This window comes from Aeromonas encheleia, assembly GCF_900637545.1.
GTDB lineage: Bacteria > Pseudomonadota > Gammaproteobacteria > Enterobacterales > Aeromonadaceae > Aeromonas > Aeromonas encheleia.
In genome coordinates this window covers 3,850,140-3,867,020 of the sequence record NZ_LR134376.1, presented here as the reverse complement: position 1 = coordinate 3,867,020, position 16,881 = coordinate 3,850,140, and the positions used below count along the sequence as shown (strand labels likewise).

The following is a 16,881-nucleotide window of genomic DNA, read 5'->3' as shown; positions in this document are numbered from 1 at the left end:
CAATGAGCGAGATCTACCTGGGTGTGAACATCGACCATATCGCCACCCTGCGTAATGCCCGCGGCACCCAGTACCCGGATCCGGTACAGGCCGCCTTCGTGGCCGAACAGGCCGGTGCCGATGGCATCACCGTTCACCTGCGGGAAGATCGCCGCCATATCACCGACCGTGATGTCGAGATCCTGCGTCAGACCATCCAGACCAGGATGAACCTGGAGATGGCGGTGACCGAGGAGATGATCGGCATCGCCTGCCGTATCCAGCCCCAGTTCGTCTGTCTGGTGCCTGAGAAGCGCACCGAGGTGACCACCGAAGGGGGCCTGGACGTGGCGGGCCAGCTAGACAAGATCACCGATGCGGTGACCCGCCTCGCGGCCGTCGGTGCCCAGGTGTCGCTGTTTATCGATGCGGATCCGCTGCAGATCGACGCCGCCGCCGCCAGCGGTGCCCCCTTCATCGAGATCCACACCGGCCGCTACGCCGATGCCACCACGGATGCCGAGCGCAACGCCGAGTTCAAGCGCATCGCCGCCGGTGCCTCCTATGCCGCCGGCAAGGGGCTCAAGGTCAATGCCGGCCACGGCCTGCACTACCACAACGTCAAGGCCATCGCCGCCATCCCCGAGCTCTATGAGCTCAACATCGGCCACGCCATCATAGGCCGTGCCGCCTTCGACGGCCTGGCCAAGGCGGTCAGCGACATGCGTCTGCTGATGCAGGAAGCCCGCCAGGGGATCTGATCGTCATTGATGATGGATGGATGAGATAGCAAGAGGGACGCCGCGGCGTCCCTCTTCGTTGTCAGGAGATAGGCGGGTTCAGGGCATCGGGAAGTCATGCTCCACAGGGCGGTGAGGGATGCCTGCTGGCACTCGGCATCCGGCTCACCGCTGATGAGGGTGGGTGAGAAGTGGGGCTGCGCCGGAGATGTGCACAGTTCAGCGAGACTCGGGGAAGTAACGCTCCAATAAGGCGCTGAGAATGGCCTGGCTCTCGGCATCTGGCTCACCGTTGACGAGGGCCGGGCGGAAATGCAGCTGGAAGGCGCTCAGCACGGTGCGGCTCTGCTCATCCCAGTCGCCGCTCGGGGCTATGCCGTAGCCGTAGCGGGCGAGTTGTTGCTGCCAGGCGAGGGCGTCCCAGGCGGGGGCCGGCTGTTGGCGCAACTGCTCGACCCTGGCTTCGTCCGGCCAGGCGCCAACGCCGTATTGCAGGGCGAGTTCGCGCCAGGGGAAGAGCGGACCGGGATCCTGCTTGCGCTCGGGTGCGACATCGCTGTGGCCCAGCACCTGGGTCTGCGGTATCTGGTAACGGCGGATGAGCTCCTGCGCCAGGGCGCCGACGGCGGCGATCTGGGCCTGGGTATAGGGCTGCCAGTGGCGCAGCTGGACGGGGAGCAGTTCCTGCCCGGTCTCGTAGCCCAGGTTGACGATCTCGATGCCGAGCGAGCTGGCGTTGAGCCCGGCATATTGATGCCAGCGGCTGCGACCCGCATGCCAGGCACGCTGGCTGTCGGGCACCAGCTGGTAGATGGGCAGTGGCGTCTGGTCTGTGTCGCGGGGGATCAGGTAGTGGGCGCTCACCTTGTACTGCGGCTCTGTCAGCAGGCGCAGGGAGTGGGTGTCGTCTTCATCTGTGTAGTGCAGGATCAGGAAGGCGATGCGCTCATTCTGGTTGGCGCTGGCATAGCGGGAATCGAGCCGATAGGAGGCGGGCTGGCAGGCGCTCAAGCCAAGGAGCAGGCAGCATGACAGCAGGCTGTGCCACCCGCTACGCCGTCCGAGGCGGGAGAAGAGTGATGGCCAGCGCCGCCCACCGGCCACCTCGGGGTGGGCTGACGGGGGGCGAACACGCTGGCCCATGGCTCAGGCGCGGTACTTGGTGGTCAGGCCGATGAGGAAGTTGCGCAGGATCTGATCCCCGCAATCCTGATAGTGCTTGTGATCCTTGGAGCGGAACAGGGCACTCAGCTCAGACTTGGACAGGTTGAAGTCGGCCAGCTTCAGGGTGCCGAGCATGTCCTCTTCCTTGTAGTCGAGGCCGATGCGCAGCTTGCGCAGGATCAGGTTGTTGTTGATCCGGTTCGGGATCACCTGGGTCGGCGCCCCTTCCCGCACGCCACGGCGCGTGATGATGAAGCCGTCGAGGAACTGGCTAAGGGCCGCATCGGGACAGGCGACAAAGCCCGGGTCCTGCTCTTCCCCTTCCTCGGCGCCTTTCAGCAACCAGCTGTGCAGCTGGGCGTGATCGACGGTCAGGTTGCCCTTGGCAAACATGTCGACCATCTGGTCATTGCTGATGGTGAGGGCGTAGCGCAGACGGCGCAGAATATCGTTGTTCGTCATGTTGACTCCTGTAGAAACGGCGCAACTTTACCATTTACCGGACTCTTCGTCAGAAAAAGCGGGTCAGCCCGCCTCGCTCGGGTGGCGATGAGCCCCTTGCCACTACCCGATGATGCTGATTTTGCATCAAAAGCCTTCAGGCCAGGTAGCGGGGGGCCTCCTGACGCACCTGCTCCAGCGCATCCTGCAGCTCCAGCAACTCGGGTTCGAGCTCGCCGACCGGCACACCATCGCGCAACTGCTGCTCGAGCTGGGAGAGCAGGCGCTGCAGGCCGGGCACCCCGGAGTAGGCGCAGCCGCCGTTGAGACGGTGCAGCTGTGCCAGCACCTCGGCATCGTCTGCCTGGCCGGACAGCGCCGCCTCCAGCAGCGGCTCCACCTCATCGAAGCTGGCCAGCAGCATAGTCAGCATCTCTTGGGCTAGCTCCGTCTTGCCGGCGGCCTGGCGCACCGCCAACGACCAGTCTATCTGCTGATCGCCGTGATTCTGGTGGCGACGATGGGTGAAGTCGGTGATGAGCTGGGCCAGCATGCCCTCGTCGATGGGCTTGGCCAGATAGTCGTCCATGCCCTGGCGGATCAACCGCTCCCGCTCGCCGGGGATGGCGTGGGCGGTGACCGCGACTATGGGGGTCTCGGTGTTGAGGGAGTGACGGCGGATCGCCTGGGTGGCGCTGATGCCATCCATGATCGGCATCTGGATATCCATGAAGATGATGTCGAACGGCTGGCTCTGGGCCAGGTTGACCGCCTCCTTGCCGTTCTTGCAGACCACCACCTGACTCACCATCTCCTTGAGCATGGCGGCGATGAGCTTGAGGTTGGCGGCATTGTCGTCCACCGCCAATACCTTGACCGCCTGCACCCGGCGGGGGGAGGCGGCGGGCAGCGGGGTGCGCTTGGTCGCCTCGGGGGAGAGCAGGGCATGCAGCAGCTTGCGATGGTTGATGGGCTTGGAGAGGCAGTGCTCGGCGCCGTGGGCCAGCATGGCCTCATAGAGGGCGGGCTCGTGGCTGCTGAGCAGCACTATGGTGTTCTGCTGCCCGCTCAAGCCATCGAGGCGGGTGATCACCTGCTGTGGCGTGTGCAGGGTGCTGCTGCCGATGATCACCATGTCCTGGCTGCTCATCTCTGGCCACTCGGCATCTATGCTCAGCGCCTGCACATCCAGTTGCCATTCGGCGAGCAGGGCGAGCAGGGAGGCGTGGGCGAAGGGATCCGGCTCCAGCAACCAGAGCCGTTTGCCCTGGATGCGATCCAGCGGCAGCCGCTCGCTTTGGGGCAGGGGGGAGATGTCCAGATCCAGGCTGAAGGAGAAGACGGAGCCCTTGCCGAGTTCTGACTCGAACCGGATCTGGCCGCCCATCTGCTGCACCAGCTTCTGGGTGATGACCAGGCCGAGGCCGGTGCCGCCATAACGGCGCGAGATCGAGGAGTCGGCCTGGTTGAAGGCCTGGAACAGCTGACGCTGTTGCTCCTCCGAGATGCCGATGCCGGTATCGCGGATCAGCACGTTGAGCCGCACCTTGTTGCCACTGGCGCTGCCGCTCTGCTGGATGTGCACGTCCACGTTGCCGCGCTCGGTGAACTTGATGGCGTTGCCGGTGAGGTTGGTCAGCACCTGCTGCAGCCGCATGGGATCGCCGGTGAGGTAGTCCGGCACCTCGGCATCCACCTGCAGCGACAGCTCGAGTTGCTTGTCGTGGGCGCTCGGGCCGAGCAGGTGCATGGTCTCGTTGAGGGTGTCGCGCAGGCTGAACGGGATGTGCTCCAGCTGCAGCTTGCCCGCCTCCAGCTTGGAGAAGTCGAGGATGTCGTTGATGATGCCGAGCAGGTTGCGCGCCGATTTCTCTATGGTCTGCATGTAGTCGGTCTGGCTCGGGGTCAGCGCCGTCTTGAGCAGCTGGCGGGTGAAGCCGATGACGCCGTTGAGCGGGGTACGCAGCTCGTGGGACATATTGGCAAGGAACTCCGACTTGACCCTGGCCGCCTCCTGCGCCCGCTTCTTCGCCATGTCGAGCTCGACGTTCTGGATCTCGATCTGCTCCAGCGTCTCCCGCAGATCCGAGGTGGCCTGATCGATGTTCTGCTGCATCTCCTCATGGTATTCGGAGAGCGCCTTGGCCATGGCGTTGATGCCGTTTTTCAGCATGTCCAGCTCGCCGGTGAGCTGGCCGCTGACCCGAGTATCGAGCCGCCCCTCCCTGATCCTGTGCACCGCCTGCACCATATCGGTGATGGGTTGGGTCACGCTCTTGACCAGCCGGAAGCCAAACAGGGTGCTGACGGCGAGGCCGATGAGCACCATGACCACCGCGAAGAAGGCGTCGCGATACTGCAGGACTATGGCCCTGTCCGTGGCGAGCTGCATGGAGATGTAGCCGATCACCGGCGGCTCCAGGTCGCTTGGCAAGGGGAAGCCGTCCAGGCTGGTCTCGGCCTGGATGGGGGTGCGCAGTATGATGTCGTCACCGTTGAAGGAGACGCTGGTCAGCTCAGGGATGGCAGTGCCATCGGGCAGGCGCAGCTGGCCGAAGTCACGATGGTAGTTGGAGGTGACGAACAGCTGGTTGTCCTGGGTGAAGACGGCGATGGACTTGATGAAGGGCGAGTTCTTGCGGTGAGTCAGCCCGATCAGGCGCTTGAGGGACTCGCGGCTGTGCTGAGTCATGCCGTATTCGCTGGCGATGGCCAGGGGCTCGATGATGTTGATGCCCTGGTCGATCAGGTTGTTTTCCAGCTGGTGATAGCGGTGGAAGGTGAAGTAACCGGCAATCAGGCCGCCGATGATCAGGGTTGGCAATATGGTAAATGCCAGCACTCTGGCTCTGAGGCCGTATCTAGTCATAAGAACAAACCGCCGACGATGAGGGTTGGCAATATAAAAATGTTGCTGCCACCAGGGTTCTGAGGCCGTCTCTGGTCATGAGCACAAACCGCCGACCAGGGTCAGAATGGGCAAGGGGGTCGATGCCACAGCGAGAGCCCTCAGGCCGTATTTGGTCATACTATTATTCTTGTGGGACAATGGCCTGCAGCAGATTCCACAATCATGACATAGCCACCTATAGGCACCAAGTTTTATGGCCCAGTTTTTCAAGCCCCAAAAGAAATCCACCCAGCCCCAACGTATTGAATTTACGATAGACAGTCTGGATCACCACTGTGTCGGGATCGGCCGTCATCAGGGCAAGGCGATCTTCGTCGAGGGGGCGCTGCCCGGTGAGCGGGTCAAGGCTCGCATCATCGATGACAAGAAGCAGTACGCTCACGCAGCCCTGCAACAGCTGGTGACTCCCGCCGACAATCGCATCGCCCCCTTCTGTGCCCATTATCGCGAGTGCGGCGGCTGCAACGCCCAGCACCTGAGTGAGGCGGATCAGCAGGCGGCCAAGGCGGCCGGACTGGTCAGCCTGTTCGAGCGACTGGGTCAGATCAAGGCGCCGGCCCTCGAACCCGTGCTGACCGGGGAGGCTCGCGCCTATCGCCGGGTCTGCCGTCTGGCCATCAAGTTTGACAAGAATGGCCGCTGCACCCGGGTCGGTTTTCGTCGCCGCCAGTCCAACGATCTGGTGGAGATCACCAGCTGCCCTGTCCTGACCGCCTCGCTGTCGGCGCTCATCAGCCCGCTGCGGGAATGCCTCAATCGCCTCAAGAGCCAGCGCGAGCTGGGCCATGCGGAACTGATCCAGGCCGAGCAGGGGATACTGCTGCTGTTGCGCCACACCGGTCGTCCCAACGAGGCGGATCGAGCGCTGCTGACCGAGTTTGCCGAGGCTCAGGGGATCGATCTCTATCTGCAGGCGGCCGACGAGCGCATCGAGCCGCTGCGCCAGCAATTCCAGCCCGCTTACTCGTTAGATGGCCTGTCTCTTGCATTCGCCCCCGGGGATTTCATTCAGGTCAATGGCCCCATCAACCAGAGCATGGTGGCCCAGGCGCTGGCATGGCTCGGGGCGACCAAGGCGGACAAGGTGCTGGATCTGTTCTGCGGCATCGGCAACTTCACCCTGCCGCTGGCCCGTCAGGCCCGCGAGGTGGTCGGGGTCGAAGGGGATCTGGCCATGGTGACCCGCGCCGAGGAGAACGCCCGTCGCAATGGCATCGACAACGCCCGCTTCTACAAGGCGGACCTGAGCGGTGACATCGTCGGCATGTCCTGGGCGCGGGAAGGTTTCGATCTGGTGCTGCTGGATCCGGCCCGGCCCGGTGCGCTGGAGGTGATGAGCCATGTGGTGGCACTTTCGCCCAAACGCGTGGTCTATGTTTCCTGTAACCCTGTCACCCTGGCGCGGGACAGCCAGGTGCTGGTGAAGGGGGGTTATCGACTGGCCCGCCTGGGGATGCTGGACATGTTCCCCCACACCGGCCACCTGGAGTCCATGGCACTATTTGAGCGGGATTGATTAAGGTAATCCGGCGCTGGGTTCGGGGGGAAGAGATGTTGCGCCATGTCGGCCTTCTGACGCCCATGGCGCTGCTTTAGCAGGCATGGATTAAGGTAATCCGGCTCCTGCGGCTGGGGCATTCTGATGCCTATGGCGCTGTTTGAGCAGGAATGATTGGGGTAATCTAGATCCTCAAAAATTGGCCGGCGGTGTGGAGAACTCTGTCACCTGGAAGGTGGCATGCCTTGAAAAGTCTCTCTCACATCCCCATTTGAGGCAGTCATCAGCAGATGAGGGACTGGAAGCATCGGCTTTCGGCCCCACAATTTAAAGGATTGATACCATGGTTGCGGTGCGCGATATTCATTTGAAAGACAATTTCACTCTGGAGGAGTGGGTCAGTTCACTGACTCTGAGTGAGAATGACAAGAATCAACTGCGAACCGCTTACCAGTATTGTCTGACGCTCGGTGACGAGGCGCTCACCAGCCGCCTGCTGGTGCGCGGGGTCGAGATGGTCGGCATCCTGCTGATGCTCAGCATGGATCTTGCCACCCTCAAGGCCGCCATCATCTATCCCTTCGTCGAGGCCGGGCTCCTCAATCAGGAGCGGATGAGCGAGGACTTCGGTCCCAAGATCGCCAAGCTGGTGGAAGGGGTGCTGGAGATGGAGGCCATCCGTTCCCTGCAGACCCTGCACCGCAGCGAAACCTCGCCGGAGCAGGTCGACAATGTGCGGCGCATGCTGCTCGCCATGGTCGAGGATGTGCGCGCCGTGGTGATCAAGCTGGCGGAGCGGATCGCCTGCCTGCGGGAAGCGAAGAAGGCGGATGAAGAGACCCGGGTGCTGATGGCCCAGGAGATCACCAACATCTATGCGCCGCTCGCCAACCGGCTCGGCATCGGTCAGCTCAAATGGGAGCTGGAAGATCTCGCCTTCCGTTACCTGCACCCGGACACCTACAAGCAGATCGCCAAGCAACTCGACGAGAAGCGTCTCGATCGGGAGCGTTACATCCGCGAGTTCGTGCAGTCCCTGCGCGATGCGCTTGCCGAGGCCGGGGTCGAGGCCGAGGTCTACGGCCGCCCCAAACACATCTACAGCATCTGGCGCAAGATGCAGAAGAAGCACCTCGAATTCAACGAGCTGTTCGACGTGCGTGCGGTGCGGGTGGTGACCAAGCGGCTGCAGGATTGCTACGCGGCGCTCGGCATAGTCCATACCCACTTCCACCACATTCCCCGTGAATTCGACGACTATGTCGCCAACCCCAAGCCGAACGGCTATCAATCCATCCACACCGTGGTGGTAGGGGCGGAAGGCAAGACCATCGAGATCCAGATCCGGACCGAGCAGATGCACCAGGATGCCGAACTCGGCGTCGCCGCCCACTGGCGCTACAAGGAAGGGGCCCAGGCCGCTGCCAAGACCAGCACCTTCGAGGACAAGATCGAGTGGCTGCGCAAGCTGCTCGCCTGGCAGGAGGATCTCTCCGAGAGCGGCTCCCTGCTGGACGATCTGCGCAGCCAGGTGTTCGAGGACAGGGTCTATGTGTTCACCCCCAAGGGGGATGTCATCGACCTGCCGGCGGGGGCCACCCCGCTCGATTTCGCCTATCACGTGCACAGCATGATCGGCCACCGCTGCATCGGCACCAAGGTGGATGGTCGCATAGTGCCCTTCACCTATACGCTGCAGACCGGCGATCAGGTGGAGGTGATCACCCAGAAGGAGCCGAACCCGAGCCGCGACTGGATGAACCCGAACGCCGGCTTCCTGCGCTCCAGCCGGGCGCGGGCCAAGGTCGCGACCTGGTTCAGGAAGCTGGATAGGGACAAGAACATCGCCGCCGGCAAGGAGTTGCTTGAGAAGGAGCTGGACAGGCACAACCTGACCCTCTCCAAGGTGGACAAGGTGGTGCTTGAGCGCTTCCATGCCGAGGAGCTCGACGATCTGTTGGCCGGCATCGGCAGCGGCGACATTCGCATCAACCAGCTGCTCAACTACCTGGACACCCGCTACAACAAGCCGACCGCCGAGGAAGAGGATCGCCGCCTGCTGGAGAAGCTGGAGCAGAAGGCCAATCTGCCGTTCCGGCCCAAGCCCAAGGATCACATAGTGGTGGAAGGGGTCGGCAATCTGATGACCCATATCGCCCGCTGCTGCCAGCCCATTCCGGGGGACGGCATCCAGGGCTTCATCACCATGGGGCGCGGCGTCTCCATCCACCGGGAGGACTGCGAGCAGCTCAAAGAGCTGTCTCGCCGCAACCCGGAGCGGCTGATCGAGGCGGTCTGGGGGGAGAACTACTCCGGCGGTTATGGCCTCACCATCCGCATCCTCTCCAACGACAGATCCGGCCTGTTGCGCGACATCACCACTGTGCTCGCCAACGAGAAGATCAACGTGATGGGGGTGCGCTCGCGCTCCAACGTGCGCGAGCAGACCGCGGAGATCGACATGGAGCTGGAGATCTACAACATCAACGCCTTCAACCGGGCCCTCGCCAAGCTCAGCCAGCTCAACGATGTGATCAGCGCCAAGCGCCTCTAATGCCTGATAAAAGGTGACCGGCCCCCGTGGCCGGTTGTTCTTTATGACCCTTCTTGAACGAATCGAAAGTGAAGAGCCCATGTCCCAACGTTACGACCTGCCCCAACTGCTCGAGATCATGGCTCAACTGCGTAATCCGCAAGGGGGTTGCCCCTGGGATCTCAAGCAGGATTTCCAGACCATAGTGCCCCACACCCTGGAGGAGGCCTACGAGGTGGCCGATGCCATCGAAACCCGGGATTGGGAAGGATTGAAGGGCGAACTCGGCGATCTGCTGTTCCAGGTGGTGTTCTACGCCCAGCTGGGCAAGGAGCAGGGGCTGTTCGATTTCGCCGATATCGTCGCTACGGTGAGTGAGAAGCTGATCCGCCGCCATCCCCATGTGTTCTCCGATGCGGAGCTGGGTGACGAGCAGGCGGTCAAGTTGAACTGGGAGGCGGAGAAGGCCAAGGAGCGCGCCGCGCTCGACAAGGAGAGCGTGCTGGACGACATACCGCTCGCGCTGCCGGCCCTGACCCGCGCCGCCAAGATCCAGAAGCGCTGCGCCACCGTCGGTTTCGACTGGAAGACGCTCGGCCCCGTGGTGGACAAGATCCACGAGGAGATCGAGGAGGTGATGGAGGAGGCGCTGATGGTCGACGTTGACGAAGAGAGGGTCAGCGATGAGCTCGGCGATCTGCTGTTTGCCACCGTCAATCTGGTGCGCCATCTGGGCAAGGATCCGGAGCAGGTGCTGCGGGCCGCCAACACCAAGTTCGAACGTCGTTTTCGTCAGGTTGAACAGTTTATTACCGCGGAAGGGCTGAAAATGACCGATTGTTCCCTGGAGAAGCTGGACGCCGCCTGGGACAAGGCCAAGGAAACCGAACAAAGTTGATTTGGCGCAAGACGGGGAGGCGGGGAGCCTGATAGATTTTTGTTCATTGTTTGGGAGAGGGGGTTTTGGTATACTGTTTCCCCGTCCTGCTTCATCCCCGAAGCACCCCTTAAAATTCCCTAAACTTCTTTCAGGTTCAGCATGACGACAAAATATATTTTTGTAACTGGTGGCGTTGTTTCATCCCTCGGCAAAGGCATTGCCGCAGCTTCTCTGGCAGCCATTCTGGAAGCCCGTGGTCTGGATGTGACCATCATGAAACTGGACCCCTATATCAACGTGGATCCGGGCACCATGAGCCCGACCCAGCACGGTGAAGTGTTCGTAACCGAGGACGGGGCCGAGACCGATCTGGATCTGGGCCATTACGAGCGTTTCATCCGCACCAAGATGACCCGTCGCAACAACTTCACCACAGGTCGCATCTACGCCGACGTGCTGCGCAAAGAGCGTCGTGGTGACTATCTGGGTGCCACCATCCAGGTCATCCCGCACATCACCAACGCCATCAAGGAGCGGGTGATTGCCGGTGCCGAAGGCCATCAGGTGGCCATCGTCGAAGTGGGCGGTACAGTGGGCGATATCGAGTCCCTGCCGTTCCTCGAAGCCATTCGTCAGCTGGCCGCCGAAGTGAGCCGCGACAATGCCATGTTCATGCACCTGACCCTGGTTCCCTACCTGGCCGCCGCCGGCGAGGTGAAGACCAAGCCGACCCAGCACTCGGTCAAAGAGCTGCTCTCCATCGGGATCCAGCCAGACGTGCTGATCTGCCGCTCCGATCGCGCCATTCCGGCCAACGAGCGTGCCAAGATTGCCCTGTTCTGCAACGTGCCAGAGCGCGCCGTCATCTCCATGAAAGACGTCGACTCCATCTACAAGATCCCGGCGCTGCTGAAATCCCAGAATCTGGATGACTACTTCATCGCCCGTTTCGGCCTGAAGTGCAACGAAGCCGACTTGTCCGAGTGGGAACAGGTTGTCTATGAAGAGGCCAACCCGACCGCGGAAGTGACCATCGGCATGGTCGGCAAGTATGTTTCCCTGCCGGATGCCTACAAGTCCGTCAACGAGGCACTCAAGCACGGTGGCCTGAAGACCCGTCTGTCCGTCAACATCAAGTTCATCGATTCCCAGGACATCGAGACCCGTGGCTCCGAGCTGCTGGAAGGTCTGGATGCGATCCTGGTACCGGGTGGCTTCGGCGAGCGTGGCGTGGAAGGCAAGATCCTGGCCGCCCAGTATGCCCGTGAGAACAAGATCCCCTACCTGGGTATCTGCTTGGGGATGCAGGTTGCCATGATCGAGTTCGCTCGCAACGTGGCCGGCATGACAGGGGCTCACTCCTCCGAATTCAAGAAAGATTGCGCCTACCCGGTCGTTGGCCTCATCACCGAATGGGTGGATGAAGAAGGCAACGTCGAGACCCGTACCGAGAAATCCGATCTGGGTGGCACCATGCGTCTGGGCTCCCAGCTCTGCCACCTGGTAGAAGGCTCCAAGGTGCGCCAGATGTACGGCAGCCCGACCATTTATGAGCGTCACCGTCACCGTTATGAGGTGAACAACAAGCTGCTGCCGCAGATCGAAGCGGCCGGCTTGAAGGTGACCGGTCTCTCCGCCGACAAGAAATTGGTGGAAATTATCGAGATTCCGGATCACCCTTGGTTTGTAGCGGCGCAGTTCCACCCGGAGTTCACCTCGACTCCCCGTGATGGACACGCCCTGTTTGCCGGTTTCGTGAAGGCCGCCGGTGAGTATCAGAAGCGTAATCTGAAGTAATTGAAAATAAATGCGGTTGAGGCTCTGTGCCACAGCCGCTTTTTTTGGCATATTTTTGTTGTTTTTTTACGAAACCTGAGGAAATACACATGTCCAAGATCGTTAAAGTGATCGGTCGTGAAATCATCGACTCCCGTGGTAACCCGACCGTTGAGGCCGAAGTTCATCTGGAAGGTGGTTTTGTTGGTATGGCAGCCGCTCCGTCTGGCGCGTCCACCGGTTCCCGCGAAGCGCTGGAACTGCGTGACGGTGACAAGAGCCGTTTCCTAGGTAAAGGCGTGCTGAAAGCCATCGAAGCCGTTAACGGCCCGATCGCTCAGGCTCTGCTGGGTAAAGATGCCAAGGACCAGGCCGCTATTGACCAGATCATGATCGACCTCGACGGTACCGAGAACAAATCCAAGTTCGGCGCCAACGCCATCCTGGCTGTTTCCCTGGCCAACGCCAAAGCTGCTGCTGCCGCCAAGGGCCTGCCGCTGTACGCTCACATTGCCGAGCTGAACGGTACCCCGGGTGTTTACTCCATGCCGCTGCCGATGATGAACATCATCAACGGTGGTGAGCACGCCGACAACAACGTCGACATCCAGGAGTTCATGATCCAGCCGGTTGGCGCCAAGACCCTGAAAGAAGCCATCCGCATGGGTGCCGAGGTCTTCCACAACCTGGCCAAGGTACTGAAGTCCAAGGGCTACGCCACCGCAGTGGGTGACGAAGGTGGTTTCGCACCTAACCTGAAGTCCAACGCCGAAGCACTGGAAGTGATCTCCGAAGCCGTTGCCGCTGCCGGTTACAAGCTGGGTACCGATATCACCCTGGCCATGGACTGCGCCGCTTCCGAGTTCTACGACGCCGAGAAGAAAGAGTACAACCTGAAGGGCGAAGGTCGTATCTTCACCTCCAACGAGTTCTCCGACTACCTGGCCGACCTGACCACCAAGTTCCCGATCGTCTCCATCGAAGATGGCCTGGACGAATCCGACTGGGACGGCTTCGCTTACCAGACCAAGGAACTGGGTAGCAAGATCCAGATCGTGGGTGACGACCTGTTCGTAACCAACACCAAGATCCTGAAGCGCGGCATCGACAACGGCATCGCCAACTCCATCCTGATCAAGTTCAACCAGATCGGTTCCCTGACCGAGACTCTGGCTGCCATCAAGATGGCCAAAGACGCTGGCTACACCGCCGTCATCTCCCACCGCTCCGGTGAGACCGAAGACGCGACCATCGCCGACCTGGCCGTGGGTACCGCTGCTGGCCAGATCAAGACCGGTTCCATGAGCCGTTCTGACCGTGTTGCCAAGTACAACCAGCTGATCCGTATCGAAGAAGCCCTGGGTGCCAAGGCTCCGTTCCGCGGTCTGAAAGAAGTGAAAGGCCAGTAATTACTGCCTGCACTTTTTAAGCTGTTGAAAAACCCCGCCACTCTGGCGGGGTTTTTTTATGTCCACAGACTGGTTTGCCCACAGTCCGGGCAGATGTCGGGTGAGATGTTTTCGGTGGTGGCCCATGGTCTTTTCGCCTTTTTTGTTCGGCCCTGCCCGTCTGGATCACCGGCTTCCTTTTGTCTTGCCTGCGAATATGGGAAACTAGGCCGCTTGAAGGAGACTCAGTGCATGCGGCTACTCACTCTTATCCTGCTCTTCCTGTTGGGAGGGCTGCAATATGACTTCTGGCTGGGGAAGAATGGCCTCTCCGACTATCGGGAACTCTCCGATGCCATTCACCGGCAGCAGCAGGACAATCTGGTTCTCAAGGACCGCAACAACCTGATTTATCGCGAGATTGACGATCTGACCTCGGGCCTTGAGGCCATCGAGGAGCTGTCGCGCAACGATCTCGGCTACATCAAGCAGGGTGAGACCTTCTACCGGATCATTCCCAAGGATAATGGCCAGGAGACGGAGCCGGACGGTGCGCCCTACGATGACTGATCGCCACACCGGGCTGACCGCCATCGTTCCCGCCGCCGGGATTGGCAGCCGGATGGGGGCCGATTGCCCGAAGCAGTATCTGCAACTGGCCGGCCAGACCATTCTGGAGCACAGCCTCGCCCGGCTGCTGTCCCATCCGGCCATCACTCAGGTGATAGTGGCGCTGGCCCCCCATGACGGCTGGTTCGATGCCCTGCCGGTGGCGGCCGATCCGCGCATCCTGCGGGTCGAGGGGGGGAGCGAGCGCGCCTATTCGGTCCTCAATGCCCTGCATGTGGCGAGCGGGGACTGGGTGCTGGTGCACGATGCCGCTCGTCCCTGCCTCTGTCACGGCGATCTCGACAAGCTGATCGCAACAGCCCTGGTGTGCGATGGCGCCATCCTCGGCAGCCGGGTGCGCGACACCATGAAGCGCACCGACGAGCAGGGCAACATAGTGGCGACCGTAGAGCGCGAGCAGCTCTGGCATGCCCTGACCCCGCAGATGTTCCCCACTGCTCCCTTGAGGCGGGCGCTGGAGGAGGGGCTGGCACTGGGCGCCACCATCACCGATGAGGCCTCCGCCATGGAGCGCGCCGGTTTCGCGGTGCGCATGGTGGAAGGTCGCGCCGACAATATCAAGGTGACCCGGCCGGAGGATCTCTTCCTGGCGGGGCTCTTTTTAGATCAACAGAATGGGCGCCAGCAGGCACAACCCGATTCATCGTTCAAGGAGCCATCATGATCCGCATTGGACATGGTTTTGATGTACACCGATTTGGCGGGGTCGGCCCCTGCATGCTGGGCGGGGTGGCGGTGCCGTACGAACAGGGGCTGCTGGCCCACTCCGACGGTGATGTGGTGCTGCACGCGGTGAGCGATGCGCTGCTGGGGGCGATAGGTGCCGGTGATATCGGCCGCCACTTCCCCGATACCGCCGCCGAGTTCAAGGGGATCGACAGCCGCATTCTGCTGCGGGACGTATTTGCCCGGGTGCAGCAGGCGGGTTATGCCATCGGCAATCTGGACGTGACCATCATCGCCCAGGCCCCCAAGATGGCCCCCCATATCGAGGCCATGTGCGCCGTGCTGGCGGCGGATTTGAAATGTGATTTGAACCGGGTGAATGTCAAGGCGACCACCACAGAGCAGCTTGGATTCACGGGGCGCAAGGAAGGGATCGCCACCGAAGCCGTCGTCTTACTGGTGAAACAATGATGTTGGAACAGCTTAGCTATTTGCATGGGGCACCGACTGCCCGCGGTATCCTCAAGGCCGAGGCCGGCGACTTCGTGGTCAATGAGGATCTCGGTTTCGAGCCCTGCGGGGAAGGGGAGCACATCTTCGTGCGGGTGCGCAAGACCGGCGAGAACACCGCCTGGGTGGCGGGCCTGCTGGCCGATGCGGCCGGGGTCAATCGCAACGCGGTGACCTGGGCCGGCCTCAAGGATCGCCACGCGGTGACCGAGCAGTGGTTCGGCATTCACCTGCCAGGCAAGGCCGAGCCGGATCTGTCGGTCATCCAGAGCGACAGCATCCAGATCCTGCAGGCCAAGCGTCACAACCGCAAGCTGCGGGTCGGCTACCTCAAGGGCAACCACTTCCGCCTGCGCCTGACCGGGCTGGAGCAGACCGAGGGGCTGGAGCCCCGTCTGCAGGCCATCGCCAGCCAGGGGGTGCCGAACTACTACGGCGAGCAGCGCTTCGGCCGTGGCGGCAACAACCTGGAGGCGGCCAAGGCGATGTTCGCCGGCAAGCGGATCAATGATCGCAACAAGCGCTCCCTCTATCTCTCCGCCGCCCGCAGCATGCTGTTCAACGCCATCGTCAGTGCCCGTATCGAGCAGGGGCTGGCCCATCAGCTGCTGGCCGGCGACTGCGTGATGCTCAAGGGCAGTCACTCCATCTTCAGTGAAGAGACGCTGACCCCCGAGCTGGAGGCGCGGTTGGCCTCCGGCGACGTGCAGCTGACCGCCCCCCAGTGGGGCCGTGGTCGACTGGCCAGTCAGGGGGCCGCCGCCGAGTTTGAACAAGGGGTGCTGGCGGCTTATGGCGACTGGTGCGCTGGGCTGGAGAAGGCCGGGTTGGATCAGGACAGACGTCCGCTGCTGCTGCTGCCGGAGGGGATGAGCTGGACGCTGGACGCCGAGGCCTTGACCCTGTCGTTCTTCCTGCCGGCCGGGGCCTTTGCCACCAGCGTGGTGCGCGAGTTAATGCAGGCCGAAGAGGCCGATCACGGTTTCAGGAACCCAACCGATGCGAATTCTGGTCAGTAATGACGATGGCGTACACGCCGAGGGCATTCGTGCCCTCAGCACTGCGCTGACTGCCTGTGGCGAGGTCATAGTGGTGGCGCCGGATCGCAACCGCAGCGGCGCGAGTCACTCCCTGACGCTGGAGGTGCCGCTGCGGGTCACCCGCCTCAGCGAATCCGGCTTTAATGGGATCGAGAGCTATGCGGTCAAGGGCACGCCGACGGACTGCGTGCACCTGGCGGTCAACGAGCTGGTGCGGCCCGAGCCAGACATGGTGGTGGCCGGCATCAATCACGGTGCCAACCTGGGGGATGATGTCATCTACTCCGGTACTGTGGCGGCGGCGACCGAAGGGCGCCACCTCGGTTTTCCTTCCCTGGCCATCTCGCTGGTGGGCAGGACCCACTTCGCCACGGCGGCCCACTATGCCGCCCTGCTGGTGCGGGGCCTGATGCTGCACTCGCTGCCCGCCGATCAGATCCTCAACGTGAATGTGCCGGATCTGCCGCTCAGTCAGATCAAGGGGATCAAGGTGACTCGTCTTGGCAATCGCCATCGCGCCGAGTCGGTAATCCGCACCGAGGATCCTCGTGGTCAACCCATCTACTGGATCGGCCCCCCCGGCAGCCAGCAGGATGCGGGGGAGGGTACGGATTTCGCGGCCATCGAGCAGGGTTACGTCTCCATCACCCCATTGACCATCGACATGACTGCCTACAGCAGTCTGGCGGGTCTGGGAGCCTGGCTAGATCTGCAGGGATGAAGGT

The 16,881-nt window shown here is 61.9% G+C and carries 14 protein-coding genes; 11 read left to right on the top strand and 3 right to left on the bottom strand.

Going from position 1 to position 16,881, the window contains the following annotated elements; genetic code table 11:
• The first annotated feature begins 2 nt into the window (after nucleotides 1-2).
• Entirely contained in the window at nucleotides 3-740 is a 738-nt protein-coding gene (pdxJ, locus tag EL255_RS17835) for a pyridoxine 5'-phosphate synthase (protein WP_042653049.1), read from the top strand.
• 198 nt (nucleotides 741-938) lie between these two features.
• Here pdxJ and EL255_RS17830 read toward each other — a convergent pair whose 3' ends face one another.
• The 3 genes from EL255_RS17830 to barA all read right to left on the bottom strand — a co-directional run bounded on the left by EL255_RS17830 (nucleotide 939) and on the right by barA (nucleotide 5,193).
• Nucleotides 939-1,862 carry an N-acetylmuramoyl-L-alanine amidase gene (locus tag EL255_RS17830; protein WP_042653048.1) on the bottom strand — a complete coding sequence of 308 codons (924 nt, stop codon included), beginning with the start codon at nucleotides 1,860-1,862 and terminating at the stop codon, nucleotides 939-941.
• Nucleotides 1,863-1,865: 3 nt separating this feature from the next.
• A complete protein-coding gene (locus tag EL255_RS17825; RefSeq protein WP_042653047.1) occupies nucleotides 1,866-2,345 on the bottom strand; it encodes a YehS family protein in 480 nt (159 codons plus the stop codon).
• A 136-nt stretch (nucleotides 2,346-2,481) separates the two neighbouring features.
• Nucleotides 2,482-5,193, bottom strand: a complete 2,712-nt coding sequence (barA, locus tag EL255_RS17820; RefSeq protein WP_042653046.1) for a two-component sensor histidine kinase BarA — start codon at nucleotides 5,191-5,193, stop codon at nucleotides 2,482-2,484.
• Nucleotides 5,194-5,428: 235 nt separating this feature from the next.
• On the opposite strand from barA, the gene rlmD reads away from it, so the two are divergent.
• The 10 genes from rlmD (at nucleotide 5,429) to surE (ending at nucleotide 16,877) form a co-directional block, all read left to right on the top strand.
• Complete coding sequence (rlmD, locus tag EL255_RS17815) at nucleotides 5,429-6,751, top strand: 23S rRNA (uracil(1939)-C(5))-methyltransferase RlmD (protein ID WP_042653045.1); 1,323 nt, start codon at nucleotides 5,429-5,431, stop codon at nucleotides 6,749-6,751.
• Between the two features lie 325 nt (nucleotides 6,752-7,076).
• Entirely contained in the window at nucleotides 7,077-9,287 is a 2,211-nt protein-coding gene (gene relA, locus EL255_RS17810) for a GTP diphosphokinase (RefSeq protein ID WP_042653044.1), read from the top strand.
• Nucleotides 9,288-9,366: 79 nt separating this feature from the next.
• Entirely contained in the window at nucleotides 9,367-10,164 is a 798-nt protein-coding gene (mazG, locus tag EL255_RS17805) for a nucleoside triphosphate pyrophosphohydrolase (RefSeq protein WP_042653043.1), read from the top strand.
• Between the two features lie 141 nt (nucleotides 10,165-10,305).
• A complete protein-coding gene (gene pyrG / locus EL255_RS17800; protein ID WP_042653042.1) occupies nucleotides 10,306-11,943 on the top strand; it encodes a glutamine hydrolyzing CTP synthase in 1,638 nt (545 codons plus the stop codon).
• 89 nt (nucleotides 11,944-12,032) lie between these two features.
• Nucleotides 12,033-13,331 (top strand): phosphopyruvate hydratase, encoded by a 1,299-nt coding sequence (gene eno / locus EL255_RS17795; protein WP_042653041.1) that lies wholly within the window; start codon nucleotides 12,033-12,035, stop codon nucleotides 13,329-13,331.
• Between the two features lie 231 nt (nucleotides 13,332-13,562).
• A complete protein-coding gene (ftsB, locus tag EL255_RS17790) occupies nucleotides 13,563-13,880 on the top strand; it encodes a cell division protein FtsB (RefSeq protein ID WP_042653040.1) in 318 nt (105 codons plus the stop codon).
• A complete protein-coding gene (gene ispD, locus EL255_RS17785; protein WP_042653039.1) occupies nucleotides 13,873-14,604 on the top strand; it encodes a 2-C-methyl-D-erythritol 4-phosphate cytidylyltransferase in 732 nt (243 codons plus the stop codon). The genes ftsB and ispD overlap by 8 nt, the downstream gene beginning before the upstream one ends.
• The gene (ispF, locus tag EL255_RS17780; protein WP_042653038.1) at nucleotides 14,601-15,077 is read left to right on the top strand and encodes a 2-C-methyl-D-erythritol 2,4-cyclodiphosphate synthase; all 477 of its coding nucleotides are present in this window, start codon (nucleotides 14,601-14,603) and stop codon (nucleotides 15,075-15,077) included. Before ispD ends, ispF begins: the two co-directional genes overlap by 4 nt.
• Nucleotides 15,077-16,135 carry a tRNA pseudouridine(13) synthase TruD gene (truD, locus tag EL255_RS17775; protein ID WP_042653312.1) on the top strand — a complete coding sequence of 353 codons (1,059 nt, stop codon included), beginning with the start codon at nucleotides 15,077-15,079 and terminating at the stop codon, nucleotides 16,133-16,135. Before ispF ends, truD begins: the two co-directional genes overlap by 1 nt.
• Complete coding sequence (gene surE, locus EL255_RS17770) at nucleotides 16,116-16,877, top strand: 5'/3'-nucleotidase SurE (RefSeq protein ID WP_042653037.1); 762 nt, start codon at nucleotides 16,116-16,118, stop codon at nucleotides 16,875-16,877. The genes truD and surE overlap by 20 nt, the downstream gene beginning before the upstream one ends.
• The last annotated feature ends 4 nt before the right edge of the window (nucleotides 16,878-16,881 follow it).